The 20725-nt window shown below is 67.9% G+C and carries 18 protein-coding genes and 2 pseudogenes; 6 read left to right on the top strand and 14 right to left on the bottom strand.

What is annotated here, in order from left to right; genetic code table 11:
- Positions 1-33: 33 nt before the first annotated feature.
- From J4N02_RS16640 to J4N02_RS00205, 5 genes and pseudogenes are all read right to left on the bottom strand, one after another.
- On the bottom strand, positions 34-360 hold the full coding sequence (locus tag J4N02_RS16640) for a transposase (protein ID WP_243760937.1): 327 nt from the start codon (positions 358-360) through the stop codon (positions 34-36).
- Positions 349-1180 (bottom strand): annotated as a pseudogene (locus tag J4N02_RS16635) (IS5 family transposase); the annotation flags it as partial. The pseudogene J4N02_RS16635 and the gene J4N02_RS16640, both read right to left, overlap by 12 nt.
- Positions 1181-1227: 47 nt before the next feature.
- The gene (locus J4N02_RS00215; RefSeq protein ID WP_260519437.1) at positions 1228-1725 is read right to left on the bottom strand and encodes a transposase; all 498 of its coding nucleotides are present in this window, start codon (positions 1723-1725) and stop codon (positions 1228-1230) included.
- Between the two features lie 124 nt (positions 1726-1849).
- Entirely contained in the window at positions 1850-3313 is a 1464-nt protein-coding gene (gene ltrA, locus J4N02_RS00210) for a group II intron reverse transcriptase/maturase (protein WP_188334843.1), read from the bottom strand.
- A 523-nt stretch (positions 3314-3836) separates the two neighbouring features.
- Positions 3837-4451 carry a helix-turn-helix domain-containing protein gene (locus tag J4N02_RS00205; protein ID WP_188334206.1) on the bottom strand — a complete coding sequence of 205 codons (615 nt, stop codon included), beginning with the start codon at positions 4449-4451 and terminating at the stop codon, positions 3837-3839.
- A 721-nt stretch (positions 4452-5172) separates the two neighbouring features.
- Here J4N02_RS00205 and J4N02_RS00200 point away from each other — a divergent pair.
- On the top strand, positions 5173-7695 hold the full coding sequence (locus tag J4N02_RS00200; protein WP_208091045.1) for a DUF4268 domain-containing protein: 2523 nt from the start codon (positions 5173-5175) through the stop codon (positions 7693-7695).
- A 472-nt stretch (positions 7696-8167) separates the two neighbouring features.
- Here J4N02_RS00200 and J4N02_RS17240 read toward each other — a convergent pair whose 3' ends face one another.
- The 3 genes and pseudogenes from J4N02_RS17240 to J4N02_RS00190 all read right to left on the bottom strand — a co-directional run bounded on the left by J4N02_RS17240 (position 8168) and on the right by J4N02_RS00190 (position 10370).
- On the bottom strand, positions 8168-8773 hold the full coding sequence (locus tag J4N02_RS17240; protein WP_375539364.1) for a hypothetical protein: 606 nt from the start codon (positions 8771-8773) through the stop codon (positions 8168-8170).
- Positions 8774-9062: 289 nt separating this feature from the next.
- Positions 9063-9632 (bottom strand): annotated as a pseudogene (locus J4N02_RS17235) (SulP family inorganic anion transporter); the annotation flags it as partial.
- A gap of 435 nt (positions 9633-10067) precedes the next feature.
- Positions 10068-10370, bottom strand: coding sequence for a helix-turn-helix transcriptional regulator (locus J4N02_RS00190; protein WP_208091044.1), 303 nt, complete (start codon positions 10368-10370; stop codon positions 10068-10070).
- 140 nt (positions 10371-10510) lie between these two features.
- Between J4N02_RS00190 and J4N02_RS00185 the strand changes: the two genes are divergently transcribed.
- Genes J4N02_RS00185 through J4N02_RS00165 form a run of 5 tightly spaced genes read left to right on the top strand, consistent with a single transcriptional unit; the run spans position 10511 to position 15598 of the window.
- Positions 10511-12148 carry an ABC transporter substrate-binding protein gene (locus J4N02_RS00185; protein ID WP_188334203.1) on the top strand — a complete coding sequence of 546 codons (1638 nt, stop codon included), beginning with the start codon at positions 10511-10513 and terminating at the stop codon, positions 12146-12148.
- A 35-nt stretch (positions 12149-12183) separates the two neighbouring features.
- Positions 12184-13173: an ABC transporter permease gene (locus J4N02_RS00180; protein WP_243760830.1), complete on the top strand. Its 990-nt coding sequence runs from the start codon at positions 12184-12186 to the stop codon at positions 13171-13173.
- The gene (locus tag J4N02_RS00175) at positions 13170-14039 is read left to right on the top strand and encodes an ABC transporter permease (protein ID WP_188334202.1); all 870 of its coding nucleotides are present in this window, start codon (positions 13170-13172) and stop codon (positions 14037-14039) included. The genes J4N02_RS00180 and J4N02_RS00175 overlap by 4 nt, the downstream gene beginning before the upstream one ends.
- 4 nt (positions 14040-14043) lie before the next feature.
- Positions 14044-14997, top strand: coding sequence for an ATP-binding cassette domain-containing protein (locus J4N02_RS00170; protein ID WP_188334201.1), 954 nt, complete (start codon positions 14044-14046; stop codon positions 14995-14997).
- The gene (locus tag J4N02_RS00165) at positions 14981-15598 is read left to right on the top strand and encodes an ABC transporter ATP-binding protein (protein ID WP_188334200.1); all 618 of its coding nucleotides are present in this window, start codon (positions 14981-14983) and stop codon (positions 15596-15598) included. Before J4N02_RS00170 ends, J4N02_RS00165 begins: the two co-directional genes overlap by 17 nt.
- Positions 15599-15604: 6 nt before the next feature.
- On the opposite strand, the gene J4N02_RS00160 is transcribed toward J4N02_RS00165, so the two are convergent.
- The 6 genes from J4N02_RS00160 to J4N02_RS00135 form a co-directional block, all read right to left on the bottom strand.
- Positions 15605-16480: an urease accessory protein UreD gene (locus tag J4N02_RS00160; protein WP_188334199.1), complete on the bottom strand. Its 876-nt coding sequence runs from the start codon at positions 16478-16480 to the stop codon at positions 15605-15607.
- Complete coding sequence (gene ureG, locus J4N02_RS00155) at positions 16477-17097, bottom strand: urease accessory protein UreG (protein ID WP_188334198.1); 621 nt, start codon at positions 17095-17097, stop codon at positions 16477-16479. Before ureG ends, J4N02_RS00160 begins: the two co-directional genes overlap by 4 nt.
- Positions 17098-17107: 10 nt before the next feature.
- The gene (locus J4N02_RS00150) at positions 17108-17746 is read right to left on the bottom strand and encodes an urease accessory protein UreF (RefSeq protein WP_188334197.1); all 639 of its coding nucleotides are present in this window, start codon (positions 17744-17746) and stop codon (positions 17108-17110) included.
- A complete protein-coding gene (gene ureE, locus J4N02_RS00145; protein ID WP_182817624.1) occupies positions 17743-18213 on the bottom strand; it encodes an urease accessory protein UreE in 471 nt (156 codons plus the stop codon). The genes J4N02_RS00150 and ureE overlap by 4 nt, the downstream gene beginning before the upstream one ends.
- Positions 18214-18292: 79 nt before the next feature.
- Positions 18293-20005, bottom strand: coding sequence for an urease subunit alpha (gene ureC / locus J4N02_RS00140; protein WP_188334196.1), 1713 nt, complete (start codon positions 20003-20005; stop codon positions 18293-18295).
- Complete coding sequence (locus tag J4N02_RS00135; RefSeq protein ID WP_182817621.1) at positions 20002-20673, bottom strand: urease subunit gamma; 672 nt, start codon at positions 20671-20673, stop codon at positions 20002-20004. The genes ureC and J4N02_RS00135 overlap by 4 nt, the downstream gene beginning before the upstream one ends.
- Positions 20674-20725 lie beyond the last annotated feature (52 nt).

Below are 20725 nucleotides of genomic sequence, written 5' to 3'. Positions count from 1 at the left end.
CGGAGGTGCGGACGCCCGCACATCGGCGGCTCTTCATACCTGCGGTGGGTCCAGGGTGAGTCCGCCGCCGACGAGGAGCATGCGTAGCCGGTAGTTCTCTCGGTTCCGGAACCCTCGGCCGATGCGGCGGTGGAGCTCGATGAGCCCGTTGATGGCCTCGGTGCCGCCGTTGCTGGCGCGGTCGGTGTCGAAGTAGGCCAGGAACGCGTCCTTCCACTGTCTCAGGGTTCGGCCGAGGCGGGCGATCTCGGGGATGGGGCAGGACGGGAAGCCGTCGACGACCTGCTCGGCGAGCTGGCGGCCGGCTGCCGGGTCGGGGTGGGCGTAGGGCGTGTCGCGTAACTGGTCTCGTAGGCAGATGATGGTGCTGGCCAGGACGAGGCCGGCGCGGTAGTTGCGAGCGAGTTTGTCGTAGCGGGTGGCGATGGCGCGGAACTCCTTGATCCGGTTGAAGAAGCGTTCCACCACGTTCCTGCCCTTGTAGATGGTGGGATCGAAGGCAGGTGGGCGACCGCCGCGGCTGCCCTTGGCCTTGCGACGGGCGATCTGGTCGGAGCGTTCGGGGATGGTCACCTTGATCCTTCGCCGCCGGAGCTCGGTTCGGGTCGAGGGATGGGAGTAGGCCTTGTCCGCGACCACCCGGACAACCCGGTGAGGGGCAAGATCGATCACATCCAACAGGCGGGGGTTCTCACCGGCCTGACCCGGGGTGACCACCAGCGAGCACAGGTGACCGGAGGCGTCGACCAGGGCGTGGGACTTCGTCGTCCACCCGCCACGGGAGTGCCCCAAGGCGTGATCAGCTGGTTCGGCCCGAGGATTCTTGTAGTTCGGTGGATCCCCCTTTTCGGGCGCCGGCAGCGTGCTTGTGGGCCCGCACGATCGTGCCGTCCACCACCGCGACCAGACCTTCTGCCTCCGGTGAACCGGCGATGGCGGTGAGGATCTTGTCCCAGGTACCGTCCTGGGCCCACGCGTTGAAGCGGCGCCACAAGCTCGACCACGATCCGAACTCGGCCGGCACGTCCCGCCACGGCGACCCCGTCCGCAACCGCCAACAGATGCCCTCCACCGTCCGCCGGTGGTCATTCCACGGACGGCCGCCCTTCGCGCCCCCACGCGGCATCAACGGCTCAATCCGCGCCCACATCTCGTCACTGAACTGAGGACTCCTGGTCACAAAGACAACCCTGACCCCCACCACCCAAATCAGTTACGCGACACGCCCTAGGCGGCGCGAACCCGTTGGGCGCACTGCCAGGCGATGTGGACGGCGTCGTGGCGTTCATCGGCGGCGATCGCCGCCGCGAGGCGTGCGTGTTGTTTGTCGGTGAGCCGCTCGGCCCCGCAGCGCAGGATGTTGCGGATCCCGTAGAGCGGGTCGCCGGAGCGGCCGCGGTGGCCGTGGATCTCCTGCTGCACCCGGCGACGGACCTCGTCGACCGCCCGGCCGGCCAGGGCGACCACGTGGAAGGCGTCGAGCACAGCGGTGGCGTCGGCGAGTTTGTCGTCGATGGCGTTCTTGTAGCCATGGAACGGATCCAACGTGGCGACTTCCACCCGTTGCTTGAACGTCTTGCCGCGTTGGTCGAGCCACGTCTTGTACACCGTCCCGGAGCGGCCCGGCACCAGGTCGAGCAGCCGGGCTCGGACGCGTCCGTCCTTGTCACGAGTCAAATCGACCATGCCGGTCAACTCCTTCGGGCCGCGCTTGCGGGGGCTCACGTGGTGCCAGTTGGGTCGGGCTGTGGCGCCCTGCCACGGTTACCCGTGGTGGGTTTCCACAGCCCGCCCGCCGAACCCGGCGTGCGACTTTCACCGCACCGGGCTCTCCACGTGAGGGGGTTGGTCAGCTTGCGACGGTCGATGGGGTCCACGGGGTCGGGATCTGGTAGCCGCGGTAGCGGTACCGGACGATGGGGACGCTGGCTGCGCCCTTGAACCTGACCCCGTCGTGGGCGAGCCGCCAACTGCCCGGCAGACAGTACCTGCGCCGGAGCTCTGGCCATCCGATACGACGGTGCTTCTTCCGTAGCCACGACGTGATCCGTTCCCACGTGTAGGAATCGACCGCGTTGAAGGCTCGTTTGGCCACCGCGTGCCGGAAGTAGTTCGCCCACCCACGCAACACTCGACCCAGGTAGGCCATCAGGTAGCCCGGGTCGCGGTGCAGGGTTGCTCTGTACGTCATGGCCTTCACCCGTGCCTTGATCGAGGCGATCGCCTTCGTCGACGGCTTGGTGTACACAAACGACTTGTGGCTCCCGCGTTTCCGCATCCGTCGGATGTGGAAGCCGAGGAAGTCGAACCCGTCGTCGATGTGGACCACTCGGGTCTTGTCCGGCGACAGTCGCAGCCCCATCGGGACCAACACGACTGCCACCTCCTCGCGCAACTGATCGGCATCAGATCGTTCGCCTTTGACCACGATCACGAAGTCGTCGGCGTACCGGATGAGCCGGTAGGTCGCCTCGCCGTGATAGCGGCGCCGGTTCCGCTGGTTCGCCGTTCCCATCTCCTGGGTCCAGCGACGTGCGAACTCGTCGTCCAACACGGACAAAGCGATGTTGGCCAGCAACGGGGACAAGATTCCGCCCTGCGGGGTGCCGGTCACCGTTCCCTCGGTGGTACCCACCGTGGTGAGCACCCCCGCCTTCAGGAACGCCTTCACCAACGCCAGCACACGCTTGTCCGAAACCCTCGCTCGCAGGCGGTCCATCAACGCGGTGTGGTCGATCATGTCGAAACACGCCTCAATGTCGGCCTCCAACACCCACTCATACCGTTTGCTGGTGAAGTGGTGGATCTCGGCGATCGCGTCAGCAGCGCGCCGGTTCGGGCGGAACCCGTACGAGCACGGTTGGAAGTCCGCCTCGAAAATAGGTTCCAGTACCAGCTTCAAGGCGGCCTGCACCACCCGGTCGGTGACGGTGGGGATGCCCAACTTGCGCAGCTTGCCGCTGGCCTTCGGGATCATCACCTGCCGCACCGGCACCGGCTGGAAGGTCCGGGACTTCAACTCGTCCCGTACCTGCCGCAGGAACGCCTCGACCCCCATCCCGGAGGTAACGTGGGCCACCGTGGCCCGGTCCACCCCCGGTGTCCGTGCCCCCTTGTTCCCAGCGACGCGTTCCCACGCCATCGTCAGAAACGCCGGGTCACAGACCAGGTTGTACAGATCATCAAACCGGCGGCCGCGATCCGCGGCCGCCCAACCATGCAGTTTGGTCTGCATCCTCCGTACCGCCAGAAAGGCGCGAGCATCGCTCGGCCACCCAGTGGCACCGGTATTCACCGGTGCGTCTTCGGACATCACAGTTCCTTCCTGCTTCCTCTCGCTGCCGCCCTTTCCCATGCGGTCGGCTTTCCCGACCTCGGAGTACTACGACGGCTCCGCCCCCACCCACACCCTTCGGCCGGCAACGCGCCTATCCCCACCAAGGTGGTGGGGAACGGAGTGCGGAGGGTTCCCACGTTCACTGCTGTTCGGTTGACGGGCGAGGCGCCCGGCTTTGCCCCTGCGGCATCGTCGTGGCTACGCCGTAGACCTTCACCACAACCTGCCGGACCCGACACATTCACCGTTCCGACAGTTCCCCACCCCGACGGCCGTCTGGCTGACGACCCCCACGGCGGTTACGCACCGCACTCCAGCCCGCATCCACCGGGTTCGAGCTGGTCGACGATCAAGAGGCTTTACGACACCGGTTCCTCTCGTACACCTTCCCGTCTTGCTCACCAGACCCGGCCCATCCGGTAGTGCTGGACCGTCCTGACTTTGTCGCGGCTGCTCCCACCCAACCCCGGCGTTCCCCGAAGTCAGGCTGCCGCCAGCTTCACCCCACTGCTACGACAGCGGGGCGATGCAGGTCTCTCACCTCCATCCGAAACAACAGCGCCTCGTGGCGCACCAGGTGCTCATCCACCCCGAGGGTGGTAACCCCAGTGAAGCGGGACTCGTCGGCGGCGGCGCGGGCGAGGATCGGCTCGATGCTCCTCCACACGGTCCGCCACGTCGTGGCCAACTGCCGAGCCAGTCCGGCGATGCTGGCATGCTCGCGTCGGACCTGTTCGGTCGCCCAGCGGCACGCCCGGGTGGTCAGCATCGCCCGCGGGTTGGCGATCCCGGTGTCCTGCTCGGTGAACACCCCTACCGGACAGGACGGCTCGGGACACGTCCACGTGCGTTTGCGCCAACGCACGCGTGTCGGGGCGCCGAAGCAGGGGATGTCGACCAAGGTGACCGTCCGTCGGCCATGGCTGCGGGCCACCACCCCGCAGGTCGGGCAGCCCATCACCGCTGGTGGGGACTCGACCTCGACCACCAGCCCGGCAGGTCGTCGGTCCACATCGATGACGTGCACGCCGGGCAGGCCGACGAGACGGTCACAGTTGTCGCAGTAGGCGTCGTCATGGGGGCAGCGCGCAGCACACGCCGTAGGCTCAGACACAGTCGGGGTCCTCGGTGGATAAGAAGCTTGGTAACTCCTGATCCTGAGGGCCCCGACCCCTACCTCAGCAAACCAGCCTCACTCGGCGTGTCGGCCCCCCACCCACCGCAGGTATGAAGAGCCACATCGGCATGTCCGCGAGGTCACGCACCTCGCGAGGTCGACGTCCCCACATGGGCAGTTGAGTGAGATCACGACCATGAGGTGAGGGCTGTGGGTCATCGGGCTTCCGGGGGGCGTCCTCGGGACCGCCCGCCAGCGGGTTGGTCATCAGAGGCCCTCCTCACGGATTGTCAGACCAGCGGTGGAGTCTCTCGTCGGTAGGGTGGACTTCGGGAGGGTGATGTGACGATGGAGTTGGCTGGCGATTCCGCTGAGCTGCGGAAGGCGCGCGGCGCGTGCTTCACCCCCTCCGAGGTCACCCGCTTCCTGTGTGAGTGGGCGATCACGTCCCCCGAGCCGTCCCGCGGGCGGGAGTAGGCTCCTCGGACGCGTAAGCCTGCTCCAGCAACCGGGCGGCCTTGAGCACCTCGACCGCCTCCGCGTCCCGGCCGACCACGACCCGGCCCCATGAGCCGTCCGGCCTCGACTCCCGGCCGGCCAGGTGTCGACAGCGGGCCTTGACTAACGCGGCAGCGAGTACTGACCGGCCCCGGGGATGCTCCCTTCGCCTGCCTGCTCGACAGGGCAGGATGAACGCAGATTACGGAGGAGTGGCATGGTGAAGGCGAACGAGACCAACCTCGAGGGCATCCTCGAGGGCAAGCGGCAGTACCAGGTGCCGCTGTATCAGCGCGTGTACTCGTGGGGGCCCAAGCAGATCGACCAGTTGTGGGATGACCTGATGGAGATTGCCGAGGCGCGTCGGGCCGGGGGTACCCCCACCCACTTCATCGGGTCGCTGGTACTGGCGGCGAGTCCTGACAACGGCGTGGTCGGCGTCCACAAGTTCCTGGTCGTCGACGGTCAGCAGCGGCTCACCACCTTGTCGATCCTGTTGGCCGCGATCCGCGACCACCTGGCCGAGTCCGACGGCCAGGAACACCGCGACCGGATCGATGCCCAGTACCTCGTGAACACGTACGACGCGGGCAAGCCTCCCAAGCTGGTGCCGACGCAGGCCGACCGATCGGCGTACCTGGCGATCGTGCGTGCGAGCGCGGAGGCAGGTGGCGAGGACGCCGTGGGTGCGGCGTACCGGCGCTTCCGTGTGAAGCTGGCCGAGGTCGACGACCCCGAGGATCCCCACGACATCGCGGCTATCGAGAACGCCGTGCTCCGTGGACTCGCGCTGGTGGCGGTGACGGCGGAGGCGGGCGACAACGCGCACAGGATCTTCGAGTCGCTCAACAACACCGGATTGCGCCTCACCCAATCGGACCTGCTGAAGAACCACCTGTTCATGCGGCTGGGTGATCGTGCGGAGGAGGTGTACGAGGCGCTGTGGCGTCCGCTGGAGGACAAGCTCGGTTCGGAGAACCTGGAGCTGTTGTTCTGGCTCGACCTGGTGCAGAGCGACGAGAAGGCCAAGCAGTCCGACACGTACCTAGGGCAGCAACGCCGCTTCGACACGCTGACCACAGCGGCCGACGTCGAGGCCGAGATCCAACGGATCGCCAAGCTAGGCGAAGTGCTGGCCACCATCCTCAAGCCGCAACGCGAGCAGAACGTCACCCTGCGGAAGCGGCTTGAACGCATCCGGGCCTGGGGGTCCACGACCGCGTACCCAATCGTGATGCAGGTGTTGGCGCAGCGAACGGCTGGACGCGTTTCGGACGACAAGGCCATCGCTGCCCTCGCGTGCTTGGAGTCATACTTCGTTCGCAGGATTGTGATCGGCCGGGCGACTGCCGGGTTGAACCGGACGCTCTTGCAGGCGGTCGGTGCCATCGCTGAGGCGTCCGACGTGGAGGTGGCGTTGCGGGATTACCTGTCGGAGGGGCGCAAGCACTTCGCGACGGACGCCCAGGTGCGAGAGTCCGTGACAGCCGTTCCGTTCTACTGGCAGGGGCGGGCGTCCCAGAAGAAGCTCATCCTGCTGTGGCTCGAGGAGTCCCTGCGTCCGAAGGAGCCGGTCGATGCCAGGCAGCTCACGATCGAGCACGTGTTGCCGCAAACCCTGACGGACGCCGTGCGCACCGAGTTCGGCGCAACCTTGCCTGCGGAGGCGGAGGTGGCGTTCGAGCACGAGCGTCTCGTCCACACGCTGGGGAATCTCACGCTGACCGGGTACAACAGCGAGCTGAGCAACCGGCCGTTCTCTCAGAAACGCACGATGCTGGCCGAAAGCGGCGTGCGGATGAACCAGACGATCGCGGAGCACCCGACGTGGGGTGCCAGCGAGATCACCGACCGCGGGCAGGCACTGGCGGAGCGCATCATCGACCTGTGGCCCGGCCCCAACGAGAAACTCGTGGGGGTCCGTGACCGGGAATCGGAACTGCGTGTGGACGTCGCCACTGTGCTGGCCGGGCTCCCCTCCGGCCGGTGGACCACCTATGGCGAAGTAGCGGTCGTGGTCGGCAGTCACCCCGTCCCGGTGGGGCAGGCGATCGCGAACCACCCGATGCCGAACCCGTGGCGTGTGCTGAACGCTGGCGGGACCCTGTCTGCCCAATTCCGCTGGACCGACCAGCACCGCACAGATGACCCTCGTGACCTGCTCCGTGCGGAGGGGGTCCACGTCGACGTGGCGGGTCGTGCCGACCCGGAGCAGTTCATGGACGCCGTCGAACTGGCGGCCGGAATGGGGCTGGACATCGATGCGTCCACTCTGAGGCGGCGCCGCCGTCGGCAGGCACGGAAGACAACCACAGATCCTGGGGCCCTGGGCGTCCAGCAGGCCGCGTTTTGGACGTCGGTGCAGCAGTGGGGCCGCCAACATGCCACGCACGCTTCCTTCCACCGATCGCCAGGACGCCGACACTGGTACCCCGTTCACCCCGCTGGGGTCACCCCAGGGGTGAACCTCATCGTCAACACCACGAAGCCAAGGGTCTACGTGGAGGCGTACATCGAAGGAGGCAAGGACCAGTTCCACGCGCTGCACAACCAAAGGCAGGAAATCGAGCGCGACCTCGGCTACGCCGTGGAGTGGCGGGAGCAACCGGAGAAGAAGGCCAGCCGCATCATTCGTGAGCGTCCCGGCGACTTCCGGGACCCGGGACAGGCTGACCTACTGGTGCAATGGCTCGTACGGACCGCCGATGACTTCGTTCGAGTGCTCCACGCACGCCACGCCTGATCGAGGTGTAATCGACACAATCGGGCACGTGTGGGGCACGAAATCCGCGGGAGTGGGCAAGCAATAACCCCCTGCCCTGGTGGGAGGGGGTTTTTCGTGGTGGGCCTAACTGGACTTGAAATTGACCATTGACCCAAACGGCCTTGATGGCCGACCCGTGACACTTCGGGCCAATCAGGCATCCACTAGGTGTTTCACTGCTCTTCGGCCTAGTATCAGGCAGGTGACGAAGAAGGCGCGCGGCGCCGAATCGAGCCGCGAAGATACACTGAAGATACACAGGATCGGGGAAGAAAGATCGAGCCCGAGCTCCGAGAAACGCCACCATGGGCCAGCCAAGGGCACGCGCTTTCGTTCGTTCGGATCGGTTCTGAAGACCGGCAATCGATTCGCCGTGCGCTACACCGGGCCCGATAGGAAACATCATACCGCCAGCATTACCTTCAGCAACGAAGTCCGCGCTCAGACATGGCTAGGCCAAGAACTGGGGCTGATCGAGCGAGGCGAGTGGACGCCGCCGGCCGTGCGCCGCAAGCTGGCCGAGGCCGAAGCGATCACCTTCGACGGGTTTGCCCGGGAATGGATCGACAAACGGCTGGTCCGCGGGCGCCCCCTGAAGGACCGCTCCAAGGAGCACTACCTCGACATCCACGAGCGCTGGTTCGCACCGTTCCACGACCTGCCCCTGACCTCGATCACCACCGCCGACGTGGAGCGCTGGTTCCACTCCCGTCCCGAGGCGCCGACCATGCGCACCCACGCCTACTCGCTGCTCAAGGCGATCTTCCGCATCGCCGTGGCAAGCAGGCCCCGCCCGGGATGCCGGGCGGGGCCTCGTCATCCTTCCGTCTCGCCGAGGCGGCCGGAGAGCAGCTCGTGGCGGGCGGCGGACGACTCGTTCACGCCCACGATCTCCACGGACTTGCCGAGCTTGGCGTACTTGGTGGCGCACGGCGTCCAGGGCGGCGACGGTAGAGGCGTCCCAGATGTGGCTGTCGGAGAAGTCGATGACGAGCCGATCCGGGTCGCCCAAGTAGTCGAACTGGTAGACCAGATCGTTGCTGGTGGCGAAGAACATCTCGCCGCGCACCTTGTACGTGCGCACCCCGGCCGTGGCGTCGGCGTCCGACAGCGGTTCGATGGACGCGAAGCGCGCGACCCGGCGCGCGAACACGATGATCACGGCGTTGACGCCGACGATGACTCCGTAGGCGAGGTTCCCGGTGGCGACCGTGACGCCCACGGTGAGCAGCATGACCAGGTTTCTCGCTCAGCGGCATGCGGCGCAGGGTCGCGGGGTGGATGCTGTGCCAGTCGATCGTGGCGACCGACACCATGATCATGACCGCGACCAGGACGGCCATCGGGATCATGCCCACCGCGTCGCCGGCCCCCACGACGAGCGCCAGCAGGAAGGCGCCGGCGAGGAACGTGGAGATTCGCGTGCGGGCGCCCGAGACCTTCAGGTTGATCATGCTCTGGCCGATCCTCGCGCAGCCGCCCATGCCGCCGAAGAAGCCGGACAGGATGTTGGCGACGCCTTGGCCCCTGCTCTCGCGGGTCTTGTTGGAGTGGGTGTCGGTGATGCCGTCCACGAGCTTGGCGGTCATGAGCGATTCGAGCAGGCCGACCAGGGCCATGCCGAGGGCGACGGGGCCGATGATCCGGAGGGTCTCGACCGTGAGAGGCGCCTGGGGGATGAACAGCTCAGGCAGCGAGCGGGGCAGTTCGTCCTGGTCGGCGACGTCGGGGAGGTCCCAGCCGGTGATCCAGACGCCGGCGGTGACGGCGATGATGGTGACGAGTGGGGCGGGGACGATGGTCGTCCCGCGGGGTAGGAAGACCAGGATCGCGCGAGGCCCAGGGCGACCAGCGGGTAGACGAGCATCGGGACGCCGACCAGGTGCGGGATCGCGCCAGGAAGATGAGGATGGCAAGGGCGTTCACGAAGCCGACCATCACCATGCGCGGGATGAACCGCATCAGTTTCGCCACCCCGAGGGCGGCTGCGATGATCTGGAGAATGCCGGCGAGGATGACGGTGGCGATGGTGACGGCCATGACGAAGCTCGACAAGAGCCCAACCTGCGCGCCACCACGAGCCACCCAGCACCTCGGTCTTGAGGCGGCGGGGGTTGCGGAGGGCGGCGCGGGTGGACGTCTCACGTTCGTCGGCTTCGGGGACGGCGAGCGGGGCGTCGGACATCCAGGGCGGGGCGGGCGTCGGCTCACCCATGGGGCTCCTTGCGGGGGTCGGCCGTCGGGCCGAGCGGGGACTGTGGGCGGCGACTGCCGGGGCCAAAGGACGAGGCCATCGGGGGGCGGCCCACGTGGCCCGTTTCGCGACCGGGTTGCCACGGGTCGCCCGCGAATCAGTGCTGGTGGCCCATGAAGTGCAGGATGTGGTGGACGCCGCCGTCGATCAGTTCGTAGCGCGACAGGCGTCCGTCGCGCGTGGCGCGCACCCAGTTCTTCTCGCGCAGCACCCGCAACGCCTGGGACGCCGCCGTCTGGGTGATGCCCGCCGCTTCGGAGAGTTCGTTGACCGGGCAGCCGGGGTGCAGGTGCATGTGGGTCAGCAGGCGCAGCCGGGTCGGATCTGCGAGCAGCTCAAACCGGTGGCCCCACTCGTCCAGGGTGCCCGGTGGGCCGACTGGCTTGCTCAACTTCGACATGGAGCCCTCGCTGGTCAGGTGCGCCGTGCTACGCTCCCAGCACGTCATATGTCTGATAAGACATATGTCCTCATGGGTAGATTGCGGCGATGGGAACTGCTTCCCATCCTACCCGGGCGACTCTTCAGGAGGTCAGGGCTATGGAGGTCATCTCGCGGCGTACGTTCGTCAAACTAGGTGCCAGCGCTGCCGCCCTGAGCTTCGGTGGGTTGGTGAGCGCCTGCACGTCCGACGGCACCCAGCAGGCTGCGACCGGCAGCGCCGCGGCCTCGCCCGGTGCGGGGGTGAAGCAGGTCGTCGTGACCATGACCGTCAATTCGGAACCGGAGGCGGGCTTCGACCCGCTGTTCTCGTGGGGCTGCGGTGAACACGTCCACGAGCCGCTGATTCAATCGACGCTGATCAACACCGACCTCGAGCTCGGGTTCGTCAACGACCTGGCGACGGGGTACGAGGTTTCGGCCGACGGCATGGCGTGGACGTTCACCCTCCGCGACGGCGTCCGGTTCACCGACGGCGAGAAGCTGACCGCGAAGGACGTCGCCTTCACGATCAACGGCATCATCAATTCGGAGGCGGCCCAGGCCGACCTGTCGTCGATCAGGGAGGCGGTGGCGTCCGACGACTCGACGGTGGTACTGCACATGACGCATCCCGACAACACGATCCTCTACACGCTCGCGGTTGTGGGCATCGTGCCCGCCCACGCGTACGACCAGGACTACGGCAGCAACCCCATCGGTTCGGGCCGCTACCGCCTCGAACAGTGGGACAGGGGCCAGCAGGTCATCCTGACCGCGAACCCCGACTACTACGGCCCCGCCCCCAAGGTCGGTCGCGTGGTGGTGCTGTTCATGTCCGAGGACGCCTCCCTGGCGGCCGCCGCGGCGGGCCAGGTCGATGTCGCCTACACGTCGGCGACGCTCGCCGGCCAGGTTCCGGCGGGGTTCTCCTTATTCAGCGCGAAGACCGTCGACTCGCGCGGCATCTCGCTGCCGTCCATCCCGGCCGGCGCGACCAAGGAGAGCTACCCGGCGGGCAACAACGTCACCAGCGATCTGGCGCTGCGCCAAGCGATGAACAGCGCGGTCGATCGCGATCGCATGATCGAGCACGTGCTCAACGGCCACGGCACGGCGGCGCATAGCGTGGGCGACGCGCTGCCGTGGGCGTCCGCAGACATGAAGGTCAGCAGCAACATTGAACGCGCCCGGCAGGTGCTGGCCGACGGCGGCTGGACGGTCGGGAGCGACGGGATCATGACGAAGGACGGCCTCCGGGCTGCGTTCGACCTGTACTACGCGTCCTCCGATTCGGTACGACAGGCGCTGGCCGCCGACTTCGCCGACCAGATGCGTCAGATCGGCATCGAGGTCAGTCCGAAGGGCGCGAGTTGGGACGACATCTACCCCAACCAGTACAGCTCGCCCGTGCTGTGGGGGTGGGGGTCGAACTCGCCGGTCGAGCTCTACCAACTGACCCATTCGAAGGGCTGGGGCAACTACGCCTGCTACGACAACGCTGAGATCGACGCTCACCTCGACCAGGCCCGCGCCGCACGCACCGTCGAGAACTCCTACGAGCCGTATCGCAAGGCCCAGTGGGACGAGGCGACGCAGACCGGCGTGGCGCCCCAGGGGGCGTCCACCTGGGTGTGGCTGGCGAACATCGACCACCTGTACTTCCAGCGCGACGGCATCACGATCGCCCAGCAGAAGCCGCACCCGCACGGGCACGGGTGGTCGCTGGTGAACAACGTCGACCAGTGGGACGTCTAGCCCGTCGAGGCTCTGACCGGGACGGGGGGTGAGCCGTGGAGCGGTGGATCGGCTTCGCTTTTCGCACCCTTGCCAAGTTGGCGCTGCTCATGGCCGCGGTGAGCGTAGTGGTGTTCGTACTGGTGAGCGCCTCACCGATCGATCCGGTGCAGGCCAACGTGGGGCAGGCCGCCTACGTCGGGATGAGCGGGGCCAAACGCGCACAGTTGGCGTCCTATTGGGGCGCGGACGCACCGCTGGCGGAGCGCTACCTCAACTGGGCCGCCGCGCTGCTGCGCGGTGATCTGGGGACGTCGCTACGCTTCAACGCTCCGGTCGGGCAGGTCATCGCGCAGCGCGCCATCAACTCACTGGCCCTCCTGGGGATCGCCTGGGTGGCCAGCGGAGTGATCGGGGCCGTTCTGGGAGTGGTCGCCGGTGTCCGGCGGGATGGCTGGGTTGATCGGCTGATCAAGGGGTACTGCTTCGTACTGGCCTCGACGCCGACCTTCTGGCTGGGGCTGCTGGTGCTGACGGTGTTCGCGGTGCAGCTGGGCTGGTTCCCGATGGGGTTCTCGGTTCCGATCGGGAAGTCCGCCGCCGACGTGACCCTGGCCGACTCCCTGCGCCATCTGGCGCTGCCCGCGTTGACGCTGTCGGTGATCGGGGTGTCGAACATCGCACTGCACACGCGCGAGAAGACGATCGACGTGCTCCAATCCGATTTCGTGAAATTCGCGCTGTCCCGCGGGCAGGGGATGCGCACGGTTCTGCGCCGCCATGGGCTGCGCAACATCGCGCTGCCGGCGTTGACGCTGCAGTTCGCGTCCCTGGCCGAGATCTTCGGCGGGTCGGTGCTGGTCGAGCAGGTCTTCTCGTATCCGGGGCTCGGCCAGGCAGCCATCACGGCGGGGCTGGGCAGCGACGTCGCCCTGTTGGCCGGAATCGCGCTGTTCTCGGCCGCGTTCGTCTTCACCGGGAACGTCGTCGCCAACACTCTCTACGCCGCGGTCGACCCCCGGATTCTGCGAGCGCAACGATCATGAGCGCTGCCGAATCACTGTCACCGCTGCTGCACGAGCCAGGACGCGTCCGGTTCGCCAACCGCCGGGCGACCGTCGTGACGTTGGTGGTGGCCGCGGCCGTGCTCGTCGCGGTGTTGCTGACGGGTAGCGCGTTCGAGGACGCGGCCACCCGGACCGACTTCCTGGCCAAGAACCTGCCTCCCGGCCCGGGGCGCCTGTTCGGCACCGACTGGATGGGCAGGGACATGTTCTGGCGCACCCTCGCCGGTCTGGCCACCAGCATCCGGGTCGGGCTCCTGGCGGCCACCGTGTCGGCGCTGATCGCCCTGACGCTCGGCACGGCGTCCGCGCTGGGCGGGCGGCGCGTGGACGCGGCCATCACCTGGCTGATCGACCTGGTGCTGGGGGTGCCGCACATCGTGCTGCTCATCTTGATCTCGTTCGCGCTGGGCAAGGGGTATTGGGGGGTGACTGTCGGCATCGCCGTGACCCACTGGCCGAGCCTGGCCCGCGTGGTGCGAGCCGAGGTGCTGCAGTGCCGGGAGGCCGGCTTCGTCGAGGTCGCGCAGAAGCTGGGCCGCAGCCGCGTGCAGATCGCGGTACAGCATGTGCTGCCCTATGTCCTGCCGCAGTTCCTGGTCGGCCTGGCGCTGCTCTTCCCGCACGCGATCCTGCACGAGGCGGCCGTCACCTTCCTCGGGTTCGGGTTGCCGCCCGAGCAGCCGGCGATCGGCATCATCTTGTCGGAGGCGATGAAGTACCTGTCGGCCGGACTGTGGTGGCTGGCGATCTTCCCGGGCGTGGCGCTGGTGCTGGTGGTGGTGTCGTTCGACCTGGTGGGCACGCGTCTGCGCCGCATCGTCGACCCCTCCAGTGCGCAGGACTGACGCCATGGACCGCACTCGCCACGCATTCGACGCCCACGACGCGGCCCAGGACCACCACGGGCACACGCACGCGTCGGCCAGCCGCCATGTCGCCGGACACCACCTGCTGCAGGTCGAAGACCTGTCGATCGGATTTCGCATGTACGACCCCGGGGCGTCGTTCTTCGCGGCGCGCCAGCAGATGTTCCCCACCATCGAGGGCCTGAACATCTCGGTGCACGCGGCCGAGGTGGTGGCGGTGGTGGGGGCGTCCGGTGCGGGAAAGACCCTGCTGGCGGACGCGATCATGGGCTTCTACGAGCCGAACGCACTCGTCCGGGGCCGGATCTGGGTCGACGGCGAACTGCAGGACGCCGCGGGCTTGCGCCGCCTACGGGGCAACGGGCTGTCGCTGGTGCCCCAGAGCATCGCGTACCTGGACCCCACGATGAAGGTCGGTCGGCAGGTGCAGGGTGCTGCCACTGACCGCGCGGACGCCCAGCGCCGGAGGCTCCTCCAGCGGGAGCTGTTCGCCCGCTACGGCCTGGACGCCGACGTGGCGCGGCTGTACCCGCACCAGTTGTCGGGCGGGATGGCGCGGCGCGTCCTGCTGTGTTGCGCGCTGATGGACGACCCGCGGGTCATCATCGCCGACGAGCCGACGCCCGGCCTCGACCTCGAACTGGCGGTGCAGGCGCTCGGCGACTTCCGCGACTTCGCCGACGCGGGCGGTGGGGTTCTGCTGATCACCCACGACATCGAGTTGGCCCTGCAGGTGGCCGACCGGGTGGCGGTCTTCCAGGACGGCGCTGTCGTCGAAGAGGTGCCGGTGAGCCGCTTCGCGCGCCCCGAGCTGCTGCGGCATCCGTTCTCGCGGGCGCTGTGGCATGCGCTGCCCGAGCACGACTTCGTCGTGGCCGAGGGGGCCTCTGAGCCCGGGGCGTCGCAGGAGGAGGGGCGCGATGCTCCAGGCACGTGATCTCGGGTTCCGGCACGCAGGAGCGAGCCGGCCGGTGTTCGAAGGGCTCAGCCTGAGCGTGTCGCCGGGGGAGCGGCTGGCGCTGCGCGCGCCGTCCGGGTTCGGGAAGACGACCCTGTGCCGGCTACTGGCGGGCTACGAGCGGCCCCGGGCCGGGCAGGTGCTGATCGACGGGGTGCCGCTGCCCGAGCGGGGTGTCTGCCCGGTGCAGCTGATCAACCAACATCCCGAGCGTGTGCTCGACCCGCGGTTGCGGATGGCGAGCAGTCTCGCCGAGGCCGGCGAGCCTGAGGGGCGGGTGCTCGACGCGTTGGGGATCCAGAAGAAGTGGCTGACCCGGCATCCGCATGAGTTGTCCGGGGGCGAGATGCAGCGCTTCTGCATCGCCCGGGCGTTGACGGCCAACCCGGCGTACCTCATCGCCGACGAGATCACCACGATGCTGGACGCCGTCACCCAGGCGCGCATCTGGGGGTTCCTGCTGGCTGAGGCCGAGCGCCGCAACCTCGGGCTGGTCTTCGTCTCGCACTCACCAGCGCTGACCCGGAGGTTGGCCACCCGCTCGCTGGACCTGACCGACGCTGTGCGCGGCACCCGGTGAGCTGGGTCAGTACCGACGCAGGTTCAGGCGGCGCTGCCCGGTCGTGACCGACCGGTCGTGCTCGTTGACGGACAGCACCAGGGCGCTGAGGACGTCGGTCGAGGACGCCAACGCACGCACCATGACCCACGGGATCCCGTGGCGCGCACCGGACGTCACCCCCGCCCGCGCCAAGCCGGACGCGTCCACCAGCTCCCGCACGGCATCCACGTAGGCCTCGTCGACGTGCTGGCCGAGGATCAGCACGTTGCCCATGTGGGAGGAGCCCTCCAGGTAGCCGATGCCGTCGATGGCCGCCCCGATGTCGCCGGGCACGATCCGCACGTTGTCGGCGCACACGAGGCCGCCGTCGGCATGGCGGACCTCCAGGCGCAACAGCATGCCGGTGTAGGTGAAGGGGGTCCCGTCGGGGTCCCAGCCGGGGGTGACGATCTCCTCCACGAACACCTGCGCGCCGGCCGCCATCGTGATCGTGGTCACCTGGCGGTAGTCGGCGTCCCGGTAGGCGATGAGCTGGTCGGGGACGTACTCCAGCCGAGCGCCCTCCCCCACCGTGAAGGCGGCTTCCTGCACGGCCGGGCCGCGGGGCGTCCGGTAGATGCGGGTGGCGCCCTGCGAGGACAGCAGCAGGCTGGCGCCGGGCAACACCTCGACGTCCATCCGGCAGGCCTCGCTGAAGTAGGCACCGCCCGGGTTCACGACGAAGTAGGCGACCTGCCCCGAGTCGTCCAGGTGGAGCGGCTTCATCAACCGCAGGACGCCGGCGCTCTCGGTCCGCACAGGCCGGGAACGGTCGCCGGACCGCCCCACGGACAGGTTCATCGTCCCCGCGTACGCTGCCCGCCCGGACGCGGCCGGGCTGAACCCCAGGGCCGAACTCATGCCAGGTCGTTCATCAGCACCGCGTGGTCGAACCAGGCCTCGACCTCGTCGAGCCCCTCGTCGGTCTTCAGGTTCGTGAAGACGAACGGGTTCTTCCCGCGCACCTTGAGGGTGTCCTCCCTCATGACCTCGAGGCTGGCCCCGACGTAGGGCGCCAGGTCGGTCTTGTTGATCACCAGCAGGTCCGACTTGATCATGCCGTGCCCGGCCTTGCGCGGGATCTTCTCCCCCTGCGCCACGTCGATGACGTAGATCGAGAAGTCCACCAGCTCGGGGCTGAACGTGGCCGACAGGTTGTCGCCGCCCGACTCGATGAACAGCACCTCGAGGTCGGGGTGGCGGCGCATCATCTCCTCGACGGCGGCGTCGTTCATCGAGGTGTCCTCGCGGACGGCGGTGTGCGGGCAGCCGCCGGTCTCGACGCCGATGATGCGGTCTTCGGGCAGCACGCTCGTGGCGGCGAGGATCTTGGCGTCCTCGATCGTGTAGATGTCGTTGGTGATCGCCGCCATCGACACCCTGTCGGACATGCGACGGGTGATGCGTTCGATCAGCTGGGTCTTGCCGGCACCGACGGGGCCGCCGATGCCGATGCGGATGGGTCCGTCCTGGGTCACGCTTTCTCTCCTAACTCATGAACATGCGCGCCCGCAGGCGCTCGTGCTGCATCTGGGCCACCTCGAGCCCGGGGGCGACCATGCCGAGGTCGCCCTCCTCCAGTGTCCACACCCGCCGGCAGGCGTTCTCGACCCAGGCGTGGGCCGCCGTGACGACCCGTTGCCCGTCGGACTGGCCGATCGGGATCCCCCGCACCGCGTTCTGCGTGAGGGTGTTCACCGTGGCGCTCAGGTGCCCGACGATGGCGTCCTCGCAGGGCACGTCGAAATGCTGCGCGATGCGGGCGAACTCGATCGCCGGGTGCGCCAACTCGGTCTCCGCGCGCGGGACGCCCAACGCGTCGGCGCCGATGGTGCGCAGCCGCTTGGCCATGGCCACGTCGGCCGCCCGCAGCTGGGCGGGCAGGGTGCTGGCGACCACCCGGTCGGCCAGGTCGGCCTCGGGCAACCCTTCGTAGAACAGACGCATGGCCAAGGCGTCCGTGTGGGTCAGCTGGTTGGCGGTGTAGACGCGCAGCCACGCCGAGAACGTGGCGGCGTCGCGGATCTCGCCGCGGGAGATGTACTGCTCGAAGCCGAACGAGTGGCTGAACCCGCCCGTGGGCAGGGCGGAGTCACTCAGCTGGAGCAGCAGGGCGAGGGGTCTCAATGGGTGTGCTCACTGTGCCGGAACGGGACGGGCATGACCCGATCCTGTCGCTCGAATGGCACCCCGACGTGCTCGAGGTAGGCCTCGACGGTGTGGTCGTACTGGACGACCATGACCTCGGCTCCGTACTCGGAGTCGGCGCCGAAGAACTGCGCCTGCAGGTGGCGGTTGCCCAGCGTGTGGGCCACGATCGCCATCTCCAGAATCGTGCGGGCCTTGATGACCAGCACGTCGGACGCCTCGACCTTCAGCACGATCGCATTGTGCCCGTCGTGGGAGAGGATGTCGCCATCGCGCAGGTCCGGCGCCCCGGTAGGCAGGCGGACGCCCACCTCGTTGTCGTGGTCGGTGCGCAGCCGCTGGATGCGCTTGACCAGCTGTGAACTGGGGACCGTGATGGTCTCGACATGGGTTCCCTCGGGCAGCGGCCGTTCGTGCACGTTCCCTTGGATCTGGGTGATGAGCATGGTTCCTTCGCGTGGTGTTCGGGGCCAGCCGAAGGGGAGGGCCGTGGTGGTGTCACCGGCCCTCCCCCGGGCTCCTCCATCAGAAGAGGAAGTAGCGCTGCGCCAGGGCCACCTTCTCGGCAGGCTCGGACGTCAGCACCTCCCCGTTGATCGAGACCTCGTACGTCTGCGCGTCGACCTTGATGTCGGGCGTCTCGCAGTTGAGCTTGAGGTCGGCCTTCGTGAGGTTCCGGATCCCGTGGACTGCGTAGGGCTTCTTGGTGAGGCCCAACTCCTCCGGGACGCCGGCGTCCAGCGACGCCTGCGAGACGAACACGAGGCTGCTCTCGCCGCGCGCACGCCCGTGGGCGCCGAACTGGTTGCGCATCGTCCGCGGCTGCGGCGTCGGGATGGACGCGTTGGCGTCACCCATGACCGCGTTGGCGATGATGCCGCCCTTGATGACCAGGTCGGGCTTGGCCCCGAAGAACTTCGGGTCCCAGAGCACCAGGTCGGCGAACTTGCCGACCTCCACCGAGCCGACCTCGTCGCCGATGCCGTGCGCGATGGCGGGGTTGATCGTGTACTTGGCGATGTAGCGCTTGATGCGGTTGTTGTCGTCGTGCTCGGAGTCACCCTCGAGCGGGCCGCGCTGGGCCTTCATCGAGTCGGCCACCTGCCAGGTGCGGGTGATGACCTCGCCGATGCGACCCATGGCCTGGGAGTCGGACGAGGTGATCGCGAAGACGCCCATGTCGTGCAGGACGTCCTCGGCCGCGATCGTCTCCTTGCGGATGCGGGAGTCGGCGAACGCGACGTCCTCCGGGATGGACGGCTTCAGGTGGTGGCACACCATCAGCATGTCCATGTGCTCCTCGGCCGTGTTGACCGTGAAGGGCAGCGTCGGGTTGGTCGATGCCGGGAGGATGTTGGGCAGGCCCGCGATCTTGATGATGTCGGGGGCGTGTCCGCCGCCGGCACCCTCGGTGTGGAACGTGTGGATCACGCGACCGTTGATCGAGGCGATCGTGTCGTCCACGAAGCCGCCCTCGTTCAGGGTGTCGGTGTGGATCGCCACCTGGATGTCGTATTCGTCCGCGACGCTCAGCGAGGTGTCGATGGACGAGTGGGTCGAGCCCCAGTCCTCGTGCACCTTCAGTCCACAGGCGCCGGCGGTGATCTGCTCGGCCAGCGCCTCGGGGGCGGACCCGTGGCCCTTGCCGAGGATGCCGATGTTCATCGGGAAGTCATCGGTGGCCTGCAGCATCCTCTTGACCCACCAGGGGCCGGGCGTGATCGTGGTCGCCTTGGTGCCCTCGGCCGGGCCCGTGCCACCACCGATCATCGTCGTCAGGCCGGACGCCAACGCGACGCCGATCTGGTCGGTCGAGATGTAATGGATGTGGGTGTCGATGCCACCCGCGGTGAGGATCTTGCCCTCACCGGCGATGACCTCGGTCGCCACGCCGATCGTGATGTCGACGCCCTCCTGGACGTCGGGGTTGCCGGCCTTGCCGATGGCGAAGATCCGGCCGTCCCGCAGGCCGACGTCGGCCTTGTAGATGCCCGAGTGGTCGATGATCAGCGCGTTGGTGATGACGGTGTCGGGGATGTTCTCCGACCGCGTGACCCGGGAGTTCTGACCCATGCCGTCGCGGATCACCTTGCCGCCACCAAACACGGCCTCGTCACCGTAGACGGCGAGGTCGCGCTCCACCTTCGCGAACAAGTCGGTGTCGCCGAGGCGGACGGCATCGCCGGTGGTGGGGCCGTAGAGTTCGACGTACTGGCGGCGCTCGATCTTCTGGCTCATGATGCGTTCTCCTTCTTGCTCGCGGCCGCGTCCAGTGGGCCCTCGTGGCGGTTGTTGAACCCGTAGACCGCGCGGTTGCCCGCGAAGGCCACGAGGTTCACCGCTCTGGCGTCACCCGGCTCGAACCGCGCGGCGGTGCCCGCGGGGATGTCGAGGCGGAAGCCGACCGTGGCGTCGCGGTCGAACTCCAACGCCGAGTTGACCTCGGCGAAGTGGAAGTGTGAACCGACCTGGACGGGGCGGTCGCCGGTGTTCTTGACGTCGACCGTGATGGCCTCGCGACCCTCGTTGATGACGACGGGCTCGTCGTTGAGGATGACCTCACCGGGGCGCGCACCGGCCTCGCCGGCGTCGACGCCCACCGCGGCACGGATGGGGTCGTGGACGGAGACGAGCTTGGTGCCGTCGGGGAACGTGGCCTCGACCTGGATCACGTCGATGAGTTCGGCGACGCCGTCCATCACGTCGGATGCGGTCAGGATGGTGGTGCCGAAGCTCATCAGGTCGGCCACGGCGCGCCCGTCACGGGCGCCCTCCATGATCTCGGACGTGATGAGTGCCACGGCCTCGGGGTGGTTCAGCTTCACGCCGCGCTCCTTCCGGCGGCGGGCAACGTCTGCTGCCACGACGATGAGCAGCTTCTCTTGTTCTCGCGGTGTGATCCGCACGTCTTCCTCCTAGATCGATGGAGCTGATTTTGTTGACGAGATGGAACGGGAT

This window comes from Propioniciclava sp. MC1595, from assembly GCF_017569205.1.
Classification (GTDB): domain Bacteria; phylum Actinomycetota; class Actinomycetes; order Propionibacteriales; family Propionibacteriaceae; genus Propioniciclava.
The sequence above is the reverse complement of the archived record's forward strand: the minus strand, read 5'-3'. Positions and strand labels throughout refer to the sequence as shown.